The sequence below is a fragment of the Kitasatospora sp. NPDC059673 genome, from assembly GCF_042734215.1.
Lineage (GTDB): Bacteria > Actinomycetota > Actinomycetes > Streptomycetales > Streptomycetaceae > Kitasatospora.
The window spans coordinates 80435-96003 of the sequence record NZ_JBHWEN010000005.1 but is presented as its reverse complement, the minus strand read 5'-3'; the positions used below and the strand labels follow the sequence as shown (position 1 = coordinate 96003).

Here is a 15569-nt window from a genome sequence, read left to right as displayed (position 1 = left end):
GCTGCCTGACGAGCCGAGGAGCCTCGAACGGGTGGCCTCGCCCCTCGCGACTGCCACCCGTTCCTCCACCGACCGTGATGCCTACCGGCCGGACACCGAGGCGGCGAGATCGTTGAGGGCGGCGTTGACCACCTGCCAGCCGATGCCGAGGGTGTCCCGGTCGGGTCGGCTCGACTCGCCGGCCTCGGCGGCGGGGTGGACGAAGTTGCGATAGCGGCGCAGCACGTGGCTGAACTTCTGGGCGTCGGCGTCGAGCCAGCCGGCCTTGTGGCACACGTCGATGAGCATCTCGAACCTGACGTTCCGTTCGGAGTTGTTGCCCAGCAGGGACCGGTCGCGTTCCAGAATCACCTGGAGCAGGACGCCTTCCAGCAGGCTGCCGAGCATCACCAGGGCCGCCACATGCGCGCCGTTGGCGTAGCAGGTGCGGGCCTCGTCCAGGCGGCGTTGGAGCAGCAGAGCCATTTTGGGGTCGGCGACGATGTCGGTCATCGCGGCCTTGAGCTCGGAGGCGCCGTACTCGGAGGGGTGGGCGAGGGCCGGATCGCAGGGCAGCAGGCGGGGGCCGCCACCGCTGCTCTCCAGGCGGTAGCCCTCGTGGATGAGGAAGGAGTTGACGGCGGTGACCACGTCAGCCAGCAGTTCCGGCTCGTCCAGGTATTCGCGGGCGTCGGCCAGCCGCAGCAGGACCTTCTCGATCTCGGCGGGCTGCTCACGCCGGCCCATCAGCAGTTCGAGGGCCCACTCGCGGCGGAACTGGCCTTCGTATTCGGGGACGTCCTGCCAGCCGGCACGGCGCAGGAATCCGGCGATCTCGTAGCCCCGGCGGTAGTAGAGGTCGTCCTCGCCGGTGACCACCCGGGCAAGTTCGGTGACGGTCTTCTCGTCGAGCAGCGGGCTGTCGGGCAGGGGGTGTGCGGCGGTCATCATTTTCCTTCGGTGTCGTTGATGGTGTCGGTGCTGTCGGCGGCGCCGGCCTCCTCCTCGGCCTGTTCGTCGCCCGGTTCGGGCAGCAGCAGCGGCGACCAGGGCTCGTCCACGGTGGTGGGGCGGCTCTGGTGGTAGTTGGCGGGCCGGATGCCCTGGCGGTCGAGTTCCTGCCACAGGCCGGCCAGCGCCTGCTCGGGGTCGAAGCGGAACTCGCTCTCGGGGATGCGCCAGAACCTCCAGCCGACGCGCTGGAGTTCGCGGTCGCGCTGCTGGTCGTGGCGCAGCTGTTCGAGCGTGGAGTGGTAGCGGTCGCCGTCGCACTCGACGCCGAGCCGGCCTCGGGCGCCGACCACTACCAGGTCGATTCGCTTGTTGCCGGCGGGGTACTGCGGGACGACGTGGTAGCCGCGTTCCTTGATCCGCAGGTAGACCTGCTGTTCGAACAGCGAGTCGAAGTGCTTGCACGGCACGTCGGGCAGCACGACGCCGATCTCGTCCAGTTCGGCGAGCGCGGCGGGCGGGTTCTGCATGTAGGAGAGCAGGTTGAGCCGCAGGTCGCCGGGCTTCAACTGGTCCGGCGGGACGGAGTAGAACAGCCGCATCTGGTCCTGGGCCCGGCTGGCGGCCACGTTGTAGGCCTGCTGTTCACTGCGCAGCCCACCGGCGATCTTGCGGACCTTGTCGACCACCATGGACAGCAGGATGACGTGGCGTTCGTCGCCCTGGAACATCGCGGCGGTGCCGACCCGGATGTCGTGCTTCTCCCGCACGGGTGCGGGGATCCGTTGCTGAATCAGCTGTTCCAGCAGTTTCACCTGGCCGCCGAAGCCGCCCTGCAGCACGATGACACCCATGGTCCGGCCCTCGTAGGCGGGGTCGGCGGTGAGTTCGGCCAGGCAGTCGACGATCGCCTCGGCCTCCTTGCGGTTGCGGATCCGGTGGTCGCGCCCCTCGGCGACGCCGTCGGCGACGTAGTGCGTCAGTAGCGGGTCGAGCCGGTCGCCGCCGTACTGGCGCAGCGGGATCAGCCCGGGCGGGGTGTAGAAGGTGGCGGAGGACCAGCCGATGATCTCCGGCATGCAGCGGAAGTGTTCCTGGAGCCGGATGGTGGACGGGAAGAACGTGGACAGCAGTTGGTAGAGGTTCGAGTGCGGCATGTACAGCTGCCTCAAGTGCCGCGGCACGTCCGGGAGGTGGGCGCTCAGGCGGTCCTGGATCTGCTGGGTGCGGCCGTAGCCGGTGACCGGCGGGGTGCACTGCTTGTCGTCGCCGACCACGATGATCCGGGGCGCCAGCCAGAGCAGGAACAGGGCGTCCATGCCGGCCTGGCTGGCCTCGTCGACGATCACCACGTCGAACGCGTCCTGGTGGGGCTCGATCATTTCGGCGACCCGGGAAATCGGCATCACCCAGGCGGGAACGGCGCCCTGTGCGACCTGCATGGCGCTGCGTGCGGCAGCTCCGAAGTGGGCGGCGCTCTTGCCGGTGCCCCTTCCGTAGGAAGCCATGTGGGAGCGGTACGCCTGGAGGGCGGATCGCTGTTCGTTGGTCATCCGCTCCAGGCAGTGCAGGCGGCCCTTGGCGGCGGCCAGGTCACCGGTCAGCTGCTCCAATTTCGCTTCGTGTTCCGTGAGTTCGGCGTCCAGGCGCTGTTCCCGGCCGGGGGCGCGCTCGTCCTCGACGAACCGGCGGGCACCGGCCCAGGCCCAGGCCTCGTCGAGGCGGGCGAGTCGCTGCGGCCATTCGGCGTCGAGGCACTCGTCGGCGAGCCGGCCCGCCAGGGCGGGGGACGCGGCGGCGAGCGCGTCGAGCAGTTGGGTGCAGCGCTGGCCGCGTTGCTGCCGGGTGTGGGCGGCGGCGTAGGCGTCGAGTTCTTTGGTGTAGCGGTCGAGGTCGTGGTCGGCGACGGCCTGCGCCATGGCCAGTGATTCGGGGGTGGGGGGTGAGCCGTCGGTGGGCGCGCGCAGCGACCGTTCCCACCCGGCCAGCCGTTCGGTGGCCTCCTCGGCGCGTTGCCGACCGGACATCGCGGTGACCGCGGAGGTGAAGTCCTGCCAGGACTGGGGGTTTGTCAGGTCGAGGAACACCGAGCGGCCGACGAGCAGTTCGTCGATCCGTTCGCGCAGCCCGCCGAAGCCGGTGATCGCGGCAAGGTGGCGGTAGCGTTCCTGGAGGTCGGCGAGGCGCACCTCGAGTGGACCGTCGTCGAGCGGCGCGCCGGCCTGGGTCCAGCGGACGGCGACGGTGGCCAGGGTCAGGTGGGCGCGCAGGTGGGCGAGGACGGCGTCGAGGTCGGCGGCGTCGGCGGGCGCCCGGCCGTCGATCCGGCAGTCGGCCAGCAGGCCTTCGGCCTCGCGCAGCGCCCTGGGGGCGAACAGTCCGCGCAGGGTCCGTGATCCGGCGAGGTGTCTGCGCAGTTCGGGGACGGCGTCGGCGATCCGGTTGGCCTGTTCGGCGCTGAGGCCGGACGGCAGGGTGACGGTGCGGACGCCGACGGCGGCCAGTGCGGCGGCGGTTTCGACGAGGACGGGTTCGGCTTCGGCGACCCGCTCCCACAGGACGTGGCGGCGGCGGGCCAGCCGGTCGGTCAGGGCGCGCGCGGTCCAGTCGGCCTCGCCCCACTGGCGGGCGTCCCAGGGCACTGCGAGGCGGTGCAGCAGACCGCGTCCGGCACCGAGCAGGGCGACCAGGTGGTCGGTGGTGGGGGTGTCGAGGGCGGCGAGCCTGGTGCGCAGGGCGGCGGCCTCGGCGGAGAGGCCGGCGACGGCCGGCTGGGCGTCGGCGATCGCGGTGGCGATCTGGCCGGGGGTGGGCAGCAGGCCCGGTGCGGTCGGCAGCGGGCCGGCGGACCAGTCTGCGGCGCCTTCCCGGAGCAGCACCAGCAGTTCTTCGGCTTCGACGGGGGTGAGCGGCGGCCTGGCGGGCGCATGGTCGGAGAGGCTGCCGATCCAGGACAGCCCGGGTGCGGCGTCCTGGACGCGCTGCACGATCGCGGCGAGGGTGCCGAAGTAGCCGGGTGCCACCTCCGGGTGCTGGTAGAGCTCGGCCTCCCGCAGCGCGATGATCTTCTCGGTGAGGAGTTTCTGCCTGCTCTGCAGCTCCTGCCTGCTCCGGGTCAACCGGCGGATCTCGTCGCGCAGTTGGGCCGGGTCGCCGGAGGCGGCCTGGTCGCTGAGCGCGTTGACGGTCCGTTCGAGTTCACTGGCGCTGTCCTGCCGGGCGCCGGACAGCAGCAGGACGCACAGGTCGCGTACGGCGGGCGGCAGTTTGTCGCGCAGCACGGTCAGGGCGTGGTCGCGGGCGCTGGTGACCAGGACCCGCTGGCCCTGGGCGAGCAGGGCACTGAGCAGGTTGGCGATGGTGTGGGTCTTGCCGGTGCCGGGCGGGCCCTGGACCACCACGCCGGTGTCGCGCTGCAGGCGGTCCAGGACGGCGCGCTGCTGGGCGTTGGTCTTGAGCGGGAACAGCGGCTCTTCCTCGAACAGGCCCCGGGTGGGGGTGTCGGCCCACGCGGCCCGTTCCTGGGGGTTGAGGGTAATCACCAACTGGGCGAGCCCGAGCGGAGCTTGACGCTCCGACACCACGGACTGGGCGATCCGCTCGTAGCAGCGCAGTACCGCGTTGCGGTCGAGCGGGCGCAGCATCAGCGCGGGCGCGAAGGTCAGCCGCACACTCGCGTCGGGCGCGGCCGGGGACCGCCAGCCCGCGTTGAAGGACACCGGTCGTGGCAGGACGAGTTCCTGCCAGCGGGTGAGGCACTCCAGGGCGGCCTCGCCGAGCGGGTGAACGGGGTTGGCGGAGAGTTCCTCGGCGAGCGCGGTGGAGCGCTCCTGCACCAGGCCGTCCTCGCTGTCCAGGAAGTCCTGGTCCTCCAGGCGCATTTCGCCGTCCGTGGTGAGGTGGACGGTGATGCGGGCGGTGCGCTTGTCGATGTGGGTGACGGCGCGGCGGGTGAACACGTGCCGGTGCAGGGCGGTGCCACGCGGTTCACTCCAGGTCAACAGGCCGGTGCCGAGGACCAGTTCCATCTGATCGTCCTGCTGCACCAGGCGCTGGTGCCAGCGGTAGACGGTCTCGTACAGCGCGCGCAGCGGCCGATCGGCCCGCTCGCGTTCGGCCCACCGGCGCCAGCGGCTCAGCCAGTTGCCGTACGCGCGCAGCACCTCGTCGGCCTCCGCGCGCTCCACCGTCGCGCCGGTGTCCTGCCACAGCTCGACAACGGCGCCGGCGCGTTCGGGGCCGCTCTCGGCGAGCGGCGGGTCGCCGCCGTCGGGATCCTCGCAGTCCTGCTCGTCGAGCCAGCCGCGCAGTTCGGCGGGCACATCGGGCGGAGCGCTCTGCGGCACGTGGTCGAGCACCAGCAGCGCCCGGTCCGGCTGGTCGGTCGGCCGCGCGATCGCGGCGGGTAGGTCACTCAGCCACAACTGCTCCCAGGAACGCGTGTCCCGGGCCCGCTGCGTCCCGCTCTGCACCACGTCGCGCAGGAATCCGAGCAGCGCGGCGGTCTGTCCGATGACCTCCGGATTCCGCGCATGCAGCCGTTGAACGTCCACCATTCTCCCCTCGGTCGGTGACGAACGTTCCAGGATGGCCATGAACGTTCTCGCCGGGGGCAGTTGACGACAGAGTGGCTTGATCCACACCCCGTCATGGCTTGGACACGATGCGTTTCCGACAGTTACCCGTCGCCTCCGGGCCGCAGGGCGGCGGGCGGCGTCACGGGTGGTCCGTTGTCAGTGGCGGGTGCGGGCCCGGGAAGAGGGGGGACGGGTCTGTGGGGGCGGGTTGGTGGGTGGGTTCGGCGCCTGGGGGGACGAGGGTGTGGGTGGCGGTGAGGAATTCGGTGAGGGGGGCGGTGGGGGCGAGGACGGTGGCGCGGGTGCCGTCGGCGCCGCGGAAGGCGAGGCGGAGGCGGCCGTTGGGCCAGGGGCGGATGCGGACGGCGCCGTTGCCGGCGGGGCCGGTGAGGCCGGTGGCGAGGAGGTCGCGGGCGATCAGCCAGGTGACGCCGCCGTCGGGGGATCCGTCGGGGAAGGTGAGGCGGACGGCGTAGGGGTCGAGGGTGTGGTAGCCGCAGATCATGAGGCGCCGCCCCCCGGTCGGGCCGAACACGTGGACGGGCAGGTGGCGTTCGACGCACGTGCGCATCAGGCGGGTCTCCTCGTTCCGATGTCCGCAACCGCCTTCCCCGGCTGGGGTGTTGTATGCGTCCGAAGGACGGACGGGCGGGGCAGACATGGTACGGCGCGGGTGGGCCGCCCCGAGGGTGGTGGGGCTGCGTGGCGCCGGAGCGAACGAGCTGCCGACCGCAGCGGGAAAGCGGTTTCCCGCTGCGGCGAGGGGCAACGGAGGTTGACGGAACGTCAAGCCTGCTTGATGGCCGAGATGTCGAACTCCAGCACCACCTTGTCGCCGACCAGCACGCCGCCGCCCTCCAGGGCGGCGTTCCAGGTGACGCCGAAGTCCTTGCGGCTGATCGTCACCGAGCCCTCCAGGCCGACCCGCAGGTTGCCGTACGGGTCGACCGCGTTGCCGGTGTACTCGAAGTCGATGCTGACCGGCCGGGTGGTCTCCTTGATGGTGAGGTCGCCGGTGACCCGGTACTCGGTGTCGGACTTCGGCTCGACGGATGTGGTGCGGAAGGTGATCTCGGGGAACTTCGGGGCGTCCAGGAAGTCGTTGGTGCGCAGGTGCTGGTCGCGCTGCTCGACCCCGGTGTCGATGCTCTCGGTCTTGATGACCAACTGGCCGGTGGAGCGCGCCGGGTCGGCGCCGTCCAGGTGCGCGGTGCCCTCGAACTGGTGGAAGGCGCCGCGCACTTTGGTGACCATGGCGTGGCGGGCGACGAAGCCGATCCGGGTGTGGGCGGGGTCGAGGACGTAGTCCCCGGTGAGCTCGGGCAGGCTGACGGTCATGGTCTGCGCTCTCTCCTCGTGACGTACGGCGGGGCGCCGCGGAGGCTGCTCGCCCCGGCCGCGCCCGTCCACGCTAGGGGTTTCCGCCGCCCGACCCGGATGTGACACACCGTCACCCAGGGCCGGAGCGGCCGCGCCTCCCGGGCTCAGCCGAAGCGGCCGTTGACGTAGTCCGCGGTGCGCGGGTCGGCCGGGTCGGTGAACAGGCGCTCGGTGGGGCCCGCTTCGACGATTCGGCCGGGGGTGTCGTGGGAGGCGAGGAAGAACGCGCAGGACTGCGAAACCCGCTGCGCCTGCTGCATGTTGTGGGTGACGATGACGATGGTCAGGCGGTGGCGCAGTTCGGCGATGGTCTCCTCGATGCGGCGGGTGGAGGTCGGGTCGAGGGCCGAACAGGGTTCGTCCATCAGCAGGATCTCCGGGGAGACCGCGAGCGAGCGGGCGATGCACAGGCGTTGCTGCTGGCCGCCGGAGAGTGCGCCGCCGGGGGTGCCGAGCCGGCTGCTGACCTCGGCCCACAGTCCGGCCTGGCGCAGGCTTGACTCCACCAGGTGGTCGCGTTCGTCCCGGCTCGCCTTGATGCCGGCCAGCTTCAGCCCGCTGATCACGTTGTCGTACAACGACATGGCGGGGAACGGGTTGGGCCGCTGGAACACCATGCCGATCCGGCGCCGGACCTCGGCGGGACGGCGGCCGGTGGCGTACACGTCCTCGCCGTCGAGCAGCACCTCGCCGGCCAGCGCCGCGCCGCGCACCATCTCGTGCATCCGGTTGAGGATCCGCAGGTAGGTGGACTTGCCGCAGCCGGACGGCCCGATCAGCGCGGTGATCTCACCGGCCCGCATCTGCAACGAGACCCGCTCCAGCACCTTGCGCTGCCCGAACCACGCGGTCAGGTCCCGGGTCTCCAGCCCGGAGAGCGCACCGGACGGGCCGGCGCCAGGCACGGCGGGCACGGCGGGCACGGCGGACGCGCCGGGCACAGCGGGAGCGCCGGTCACAGCAGGCAGCGGAACCGTCGGCGGGTCGGTCGGCGCCGTCTCGAACTCGGCTGCGGCGTGCGGGGGTTGTTCGGTCTCGGTCATGGGCGGGCAGGTCCTCTCCGGCGAGCGGGCAGTACAGAAGCACGAGGGGTCAGTAGACGTTGGGCAGTAGGGCGGCGGCGTTCTCGTAGACCGCCCACAGCAGCGCGGCGGCGACCGGCGTGAAGCACAGGTAGGTCGCGCTGCGCCGCCAGTGCCGGGCCGTCACGCCGGCGCCGACGACGGCCAACAGCAGCGCCAGCGACCAGAGTTGGAGCGCGGACAGGGCGCCCTTGTCGGCGGCCAGCGCCTTGTCCGTGGGTGCGGCGGCGGGGCGGCGCGCGCCGAGTGGCTGCGGTTCGCCGTCGAGGCGGGCGCCGATCAGCACGGTGCTGCCGGGGATCCAGTCGGAGTCCCCGGTGACCAGCACCAGCCGGTTGGGCGCGGTGTCCCGGATCGGGTGCTCGCCGTCGCCGGACGCGTTGACGGTGTAGTGGAAGCTGCCCTGGCCGGTGGTCACATCGATGCCGTCGCCGGTCTGCAGCCCACCGAGTCCGGCGAACGGGGCGCCGAACGCGGTGGAACGTCCGAACAGCACGGCCACGCCGGGCTGTCCGGGCAGCACGGTGTCGCGGCGGTGGCCGGGCCCGCGCATCAGGTCGCGGCCACTGGTGCCCTCCACCACCACGGCCTGGTGCAGCCCCAGCGCGGGAATGTCCAGCACGGCCAGCGGCGCACCGTCGGCAGTCGGCCCGGTGGGCGCGGTGGCCTTGCCGAGCTGGTCGCGCAAGGTGGCGTACGCGGTGGACTGGTGGCGCGCCTCCTGCAGCCCGGAGAGCGCGAACAGGTAGCCCACGAAGCCGAGCAGCAGCATGGCGGCGAGCGTCACCGACCAGGCGACGGCCAGCAGCCGGCGCCGCCCTCGGCCGGGTTCGGCGGAACTACCGGCTCCGGAGGGCGAGTTCTGTGCTGTGCAGGGCCGCTCCAGGGCGGTCGCGGTCATCCCGGTCTCCTCGGGTGCGCTGCCAACGGGACGGGGGGCCAGGCCGGTTGAGGCGTTCAACGAGCTCACCGGGGCCCCGCCGCGGTGTTGCGCCGCCGCCACCAGGCAGCCAGCAGCGGCGGGACGGTGACCACTCCGAGCAGTTCGAGCGCGGTGAGGGTGGACAACAGCCAGTCCTGCGGGCGGCCCCCGAGCGCGACCACCGCCCCGGGCGCGTTTCCACCCGAACTGCCGCCGCCGGAGCCGGAGTTGTCAATGATCTCGCCGGTCTGCGGATCGACCGCCTGCGGCCCGGCCCCACCACCACCGGTCCCGGCCGCACCGGAGCCCCCGCCGTTGCCACCGCCTCCGTTGCCCGAACCGCCGTTGCCGCCACCGGAGTTCTTGCCACCGGCCGCGTTCACGGCCTGGCCGTTCTGCACGGTGCAGTCCAGCGGGCTGCCCTTCTTGTCGCAGGGGGTGGGCTGCGGGGCGTTCTTCAGCACGATCAGCTGGCCCGACGAATCGAAGGTCGGGTTGGGGCAGTTGGAGAGGGTGTTCGGGTCGACGGGGCTGGCGTTCCCGGGAATGTGCTGGGTCTGGAGCAGCCCGCCGCGCACCAGGTTGCGCGGGATCGGCGAGTACCCGAGCTCGTCGGCCTCGCGCTGGCCGCCGCACAGCACGTATGCCAGGTAGCGGCTGAGCGCGCTGCCCTTCGCGTCGTTGAACTTCGGCGTCACCGGCAGCGAGGAGCCGGCCCGCGGCACGATCAGGTAGCTGTAGGAGGAGATCGGGTACGAACGCGGGTCGTCGTTGGTGTAGACGCCGTCGAGGTTCTGCTGCAGGTAGTCGGGGTCGCTGGAGGAGGTGCTGTCGTCCACGCCGCGGATCTTCGCGGCGGTCAGCGCGACCGCGACGTTCGAGGCGGTCGGCAGGGTGTAGTACCCGGCCGGGTTGAGCACCTTGACGACGGGCCAGCCGCTGCGCTTGGCGAACGCGTACTCGTCGTAGCCGATCGCGCCGATGCCGGTCGGCGACTGGACGTAGTTCGCCACCACGTCGGAGCCGTTCTGCGCGGTCATCCGGCCCGCCGCCGGGAAGAACTCGGTGTAGTCGCCGCAGCTGACGCCGTTGACCTGGGTGCAGTAGGCGTCCCACTCGCTCTTGTGGGTGTGCTCCATCCAGCGGGTGAACTGGGCGCTGGCGCCCGAGCCGTCGGAGCGCACGACCGGGGTGATCGGGATCTTCGGCAGCGCCCGGCCGTAGTCGGCGGTGATTTTCGGGTCGTCCCAGGAGGTGATCTTGTTGGTGAAGATCCCGACGATGGTGTCGGGGGACAGCCGCAGGTCGGTGACCTTCTTGCCGCCGACCTCCAGGTGGTACATCAGCGCGGTGCCGCCGGCGGTGACCGGCACGTACGAGTAGGCGTACACCGGATTCTCCGCCTGCCCCTGGCCGTTGGTGGCCCCGCCGCTGTTGACGCCCGTGTCGGGCTTGGAGCGGAACGGCACGTCGGAGGCGGTGAAGTCGTCCTGGCCGATCGACCACTGGACGCGGCCGGCGGCCGAGCCGTTCCCGGTGAAGTCGATCTCGATGCCCATCGGTTGGACGTCGCGCCGCCACTGGTCGATGGCCGGCCCGGCCCAGCTGGAGCCGTCCGCCTTGAGTGAGGTGGAGGCGTGCGCGGGCGTCGCGCCGAGCAGCACGGCGGGCAGAGCGAGTGCGGCGGCGAGCAGCGCCGACGTCAGATGACGGAGTCGCACGGGATGGGTCTTCCTTCTCATGCCAATGGTGATGTGACGGGCCATCAGTTCACCGCCTGGGCAAGCGCGTTGTCTCCGGCAGTCGGTGCGGCGGTGCGGTTCCGGCGCAGCGGGCGGCGGGTGCGCCGGTCGGTGGGGGTGCGGTGGCGGCCCAGGACGCGGGCGGTGACGAACAGGATCAGCACCACGGCCATCAGGGTGAGCCCGCCGGCGAACGCCCGGGCCACCATGTCGGGGTAGGGCTGCTTGACGTAGTTCCAGACGAACAACGGCAGGCTGGTCTGGTTGCCGTGGAAGGCGTCCAGGTTGAGCCGGGTGGTGAAGCCGGCGGTGAGCAGCACCGGGCTGGTCTCGCCGACGCCGCGGGCCATGCCGAGCACGACGGCGGTGGTCAGTCCGGGCCGGGCGGTGGGCAGCACCACGTGCCACACGGTGCGCCACTGGCTGGCGCCGAGCGCGTAGGACGCCTCCTTGAGGGTGCCGGGGACGAGCCGGACGACGACCTCGGCGGCGCGGGTGACGATCGGCATCATCATCACGGTGAGCGCGAGGGACGCCGCGAAGCCGCTCTTCTCGACGCCGAGGGTGAGGACGACCACGCCGAGGACGAACAGTCCGGCGACGATCGACGGCAGCGCGGTCATCGCCTCGACCAGTACCCGCACGGGCTTGACCAGGCGGGCGCCGCGCCGGGTGTTTCCGGCCTCGACCAGGAAGACCGCGGTGAGGACGCCGAGCGGCACCGAGAACAGGGTGGCCATGCCGAGTTGTTCGAGCGAGCCGACCACGGCGTGCAGGCAGCCGCCGGAGGTGATCGGGTCGAGCGCGGCGGTGCTGCGCATGGTCTCGGTGAAGAAGTTCAGGTGCCGGGCGGCGTCCAGGCCGCGGTACAGCACGTAGCCGATCTGGTCGGCGATGACGGCGACCACCAGCAGGCCGGAGCTCCAGGCGAGCGCGGTGGCGAGGCGTTCGCGGACCGTCAGGGCGTCCCACTGGAGGCGTCCGGCGATCGCGTAGAGGGCGAGGAACAGCAGGTACCAGCAGAGCAGGAAGCCGAACGCGCCGCTGAACGGCAGGACGCGTTCGTACAGCAGCCAGTCCAGCGCGAGCGAGCCGGCGCCGGCGGCGGCCATGGTGAGGACTTCCTCGCGGGTCACGCCGCCGAGGCGGATCCGCTGCTGCTCGGGAGCATCTGAACTTCCTGTGCCGTCAATTGTCTTTTCCATCACGGGTGTTGTCATCTGCGCGGCCCTCCGGTCAGTCCGAGGTCGAGGCGCCGGACCGGGACCGGCTGATGATGAACCCGGCGGCCACGTTGACCAGCAGGGTGAGGGCGAAGAGCACCAGTCCGGCGGCCATCAGCGCGGACAGCGAGAGGTTGTCGGACTCGCTGAAGCGCAGCGCGATCAGCGAGGAGATCGAGTTGCCGCCGTTCTCCAGGACGTGCCAGGAGAGCCGGAACACCGGCGAGATGATCAGCGCGACGGCGATGGTCTCGCCCATCGCGCGACCGAAACCGAGCATCACGGCGCCGATCACGCCGCCCCGCCCGAACGGCAGCACCACGGTGCGGACCATGCCCCAGCGGGTGGAGCCGAGCGCGTACGCGCCCTCGCGTTCGCCGGCGGGGGCCTGCGAGAACACCTCGCGGCTGAGTGAGGTGATGATCGGAATGATCATCAGGGAGACCACGGTGCCGGCGATGAACGTGGACGAGGTGTAGGAGGTGGCGATCTCGCCGGTACGCACCTCCAGGAACGGCAGCGCCCCGCCGAGGTGGACGGCCAGCCAGCGGCACAGGCCGACGATCCGCGGCTGCAGGAAGAACAGCCCCCACAGGCCGTAGACGATGCTGGGGATGGCGGCCATCAGGTCGACCAGCGAGATCAGCATGGGACGCAGGCGGACGGGCGCGTACTCGGAGATGAACAGCGCGGCGGTGAGCGCGACCGGCACCGCGATGCACAGGGCGATCACGGCGATCAGGAGGCCGTCGGGCAGCACCGCGGCGATGCCGAAGGAGTGCGCAGCGGTGCGCCAGCGCTGCTCGGTGAGGAAGGACCAGCCGACGGCGTTCAGTGCCTCGGTGCCGCGCAGCAGCAGGAAGAACGCGATCAGGCCCATCAGCGCGAAGACGGACAGGCCGGCGGCGCGCAGCAGGCCGCGGAAGGCCCGGTCGGCGGGCGAGGCGGGGGCGCTGATCGGTCGGGGCCGGTCGGCCTCGGGTGGTGGGACACGGGTTTCCGTCGGCTGGACGGCGGCGGTCATGGTGTCAACTCTCCGCGCGGTGAGGGTTCGTGGGGCGGGACGTCGGTGCGGGCCGTCGCGGGCCGGGCGGGCGCGCGGGGCGCCCGCCCGACGGAGCGGATCGGCAGCGGACCGGGGACGGATCTCGGCAGCGGACCGGCAGCGCATTGGCAGCGGACCCGGGCCGGATCTCGGCACCGGACCGGCAGCGGACCGGGGACGGGTCAGCGGCCGAACAGGCGGGCGCGGATCCGGCCGGCCCTGCGGCGCAGTTCGGCGCCGGCGGGGGTGCCGCCCAGCAGCAGCGCGGCGGGTCCGCCGACCAGCAGGACGGCGCCGGTGGCGAGGATCACGGGCAGCAGCAGCCGGGCGAGGCCGGCCCGGTCGGCGGCGGACTGGCCGACGGACTTGGCGCCGAGCGTGGGTGCGGTGCTGCCGCCGGGCTTGGCGCTGCTGCCGGGGCCGGCCGTCTCGCTCGGGGCGCCGCCTCCTGGGGCGCCGTCGGCGAGGTACGAACCGCCGCCACCGCCACCGGAGTTACCGCCTCCGCCTCCCGAACCATCGCCGCCACCGGTGGAGTTTCCGCCGTCGCCCTTGCCGCCGGGCGCGGTCTGGTTGCCGGGCAGGGCACTGTCCTGGGCGGCGACGTGTCCGGCCGCGGCCTTCGCCGCCTTGACCTGACTGTCCGTCAGATCGGCGAATCCGGCGGCGAGTTGGCCGGGCTGGCGGCCGTAGATCTGGCCCTGGCCCGGGTCGGTGACGGTGCGCAGGAAGCGGGCGACCGCGCCGGCCTTGTCCTCGGACAGTCCGTGGGTGGGCACCATGGCGTACTGGACCATGGTCAGCGGGTAGGCCTTGCTGTCCTTGGCGTACGCCGAGTCGGCTTCGCCGTACGGCAGTTGCTGGGTGCCGGTGGCGGCGTCGAGCGGCATGTCGGCGACGGCGGCCTGCATGGCGCCGATCGTCGGGGCGGTGAAGCCACCTGCGGGGTTGGGGAGTTGGGCCTCGGGCAGGCTCATCGCCTGGGCCTGGCCGGCGTCCATGACGGCGAACAGGGCGCGCTTGCCGTTGTCCTGGTTGATGCACTTGGCGTGCTGGCCCTGGACTTCGTCGGGGTTCAGGCAGGACGGCCGGACCTCAAGGGTCATCCGCAGCACCTGGCCGAGTCCGCCGAGCACCGGGTTCCACTCGTACTGCTTCCAGTTGTTCTTCCCGGAGAAGTCCTGGGGCTGGAAGGATTCGACCGGGAATCCGGGGTAACTGGAGCGCAGGTACTTGGTGTTGAGGTGCGCGCCCCACGGGTCGGCGGCGCCCTGGAGGAACTCGGCGGCGTCCGGGTCGGCGGCGATCCAGGTGGTCAGTCGGGTGACCAGGTCGGTGGTGCCGCCGACCACGATCGGGGCGGTGGCGGCGAAGGTGCCACCGGCCAGGCAGCCGGGCCAGGTCGGGCCGTTGCCGCCGCTGGGGTTGAGCTTCAGGAACTCGGGGTCGGCGAACACGCACATCGGGTTGCCCTTGACGCTGTCGGTTTCGTCGTCGGTGCCGAGCCGGTAGCTCTGGGTCAGCATCTTGGCCAGCAGCCGCTGGTTGAGTTTCATGCTGCGGATCTGCCGGTGGCTGTCGCCGTCGTCAACCAGGAAGACCACCGAGATCGCGCTGTTGGCAAGCGGCGCGTACGTGTACGGGCGGCTCGCCGGGTTGCGGTCGGGGATCGAGGTGAGTGCGATGTCGGCGCCGGAGCCGCCGAGGAAGGCCGACCGGGCCTGCGGCTCGCCGCCGCCCGAGGTGTACTGCACGGTCAGCGGGTTGTTGCCCTGGCACAGGCCGGTCCGCCACTGCTGGACGGCACGGTCGGCCATCTCCAGGCCGATCGCGGAGAAGTCGGCGTTCCTGGCCGCGCAGGCCGCCGGGGTGGGGCCGAAGTCCAGCGGCACCACGACGTGGTTCGCCCAGGCGCAGGCCTCGCCGCTGGCCCAGCGCTTGCCGCCGGTGTTCTCCACGGCCACCACGTTGTCGCTGGCGGTGTTGAACAGGCCGTCGGAGTCGGCCGAGTGGTCCTCGCAGTTGATCTCGCCGGTCGGGAACTGGTAGGCGCCGATCGAGTCGCCGCCGTAGTTCGCCTCGATCACCAGCGAGCACTTGTGCTTGGGGTCGCAGCCCAGGGTCTGGCTCTGCTGCGCGGTCCACACCTCGATGTCCGCCTCGCCGCTGCCGTCCGGGCGGGTGGCCGCGATCGCCATGTTGGACGGGAACTCGGGCGTGTTGGTGCCGGGCGCGGGCCGCTCCTGCTGGAAGCCCTTGGCCGGGTCGGCGTTGTACAGGCTGGAGCCGTAGCAGTCGGTGATCTTCGGCTCCTCGCCCCGGCACTGGTAGATCCGCACCGGGTAGCGGGCGACCTTGTCGAAGCCGGAGTTCCCGTGCGGGTTCAGCACCACCGGGACGGGCTGGAAGTCGGCGTCCACGGTCGGCGTGAATCCGCTCCAACTGACGTGCAGCACCTGGTTCCCGAGGCCGCTGGTCGGCGTGACGGTGACGGAGCCGCGCGGCCCGCTCGTCCAGGTGAACGGGTCCCAGCGCGGCGGCCCGGGCACGGTCGTTCCGGCGGCGGCCTGCGCCTGCTGGACGCCCGTCCCGCCGAGCGGCAGCAGCACGGCGGCGGCGCCCAGCGTCCAGGTCAGGACGGCCGCCAACCAGGCCTGCAACGGGCGCG

10 protein-coding genes are annotated in these 15569 nt (G+C 71.9%); all 10 read right to left on the bottom strand.

The annotated features are described in order from the left end of the window. Window positions 1-81: 81 nt before the first annotated feature. Window positions 82-927, bottom strand: a complete 846-nt coding sequence (locus tag ACFV18_RS08320) for a hypothetical protein (RefSeq protein ID WP_380480581.1) — start codon at window positions 925-927, stop codon at window positions 82-84. Continuing rightward, window positions 927-5486: an AAA domain-containing protein gene (locus ACFV18_RS08315; RefSeq protein WP_380480579.1), complete on the bottom strand. Its 4560-nt coding sequence runs from the start codon at window positions 5484-5486 to the stop codon at window positions 927-929. Before ACFV18_RS08315 ends, ACFV18_RS08320 begins: the two co-directional genes overlap by 1 nt. Before the next feature lie 160 nt (window positions 5487-5646). After that, window positions 5647-6078 (bottom strand): SsgA family sporulation/cell division regulator, encoded by a 432-nt coding sequence (locus tag ACFV18_RS08310; RefSeq protein WP_380480577.1) that lies wholly within the window; start codon window positions 6076-6078, stop codon window positions 5647-5649. A gap of 215 nt (window positions 6079-6293) precedes the next feature. Further along, window positions 6294-6845, bottom strand: a complete 552-nt coding sequence (locus ACFV18_RS08305; RefSeq protein WP_380480575.1) for a YceI family protein — start codon at window positions 6843-6845, stop codon at window positions 6294-6296. Window positions 6846-6991: 146 nt separating this feature from the next. After that, complete coding sequence (locus ACFV18_RS08300; protein WP_380480573.1) at window positions 6992-7930, bottom strand: ATP-binding cassette domain-containing protein; 939 nt, start codon at window positions 7928-7930, stop codon at window positions 6992-6994. A 49-nt stretch (window positions 7931-7979) separates the two neighbouring features. Further along, complete coding sequence (locus ACFV18_RS08295) at window positions 7980-8870, bottom strand: sortase (protein WP_380480571.1); 891 nt, start codon at window positions 8868-8870, stop codon at window positions 7980-7982. 65 nt (window positions 8871-8935) lie between these two features. After that, on the bottom strand, window positions 8936-10612 hold the full coding sequence (locus ACFV18_RS08290; protein ID WP_380480569.1) for a substrate-binding domain-containing protein: 1677 nt from the start codon (window positions 10610-10612) through the stop codon (window positions 8936-8938). A 44-nt stretch (window positions 10613-10656) separates the two neighbouring features. Then, on the bottom strand, window positions 10657-11838 hold the full coding sequence (gene pstA, locus ACFV18_RS08285; RefSeq protein WP_380480567.1) for a phosphate ABC transporter permease PstA: 1182 nt from the start codon (window positions 11836-11838) through the stop codon (window positions 10657-10659). Between the two features lie 31 nt (window positions 11839-11869). Then, window positions 11870-12880, bottom strand: coding sequence for a phosphate ABC transporter permease subunit PstC (gene pstC / locus ACFV18_RS08280; RefSeq protein ID WP_380480565.1), 1011 nt, complete (start codon window positions 12878-12880; stop codon window positions 11870-11872). Window positions 12881-13083: 203 nt separating this feature from the next. Continuing rightward, window positions 13084-15561, bottom strand: coding sequence for a hypothetical protein (locus tag ACFV18_RS08275; RefSeq protein WP_380480563.1), 2478 nt, complete (start codon window positions 15559-15561; stop codon window positions 13084-13086). Between the last annotated feature and the right edge of the window lie 8 nt (window positions 15562-15569).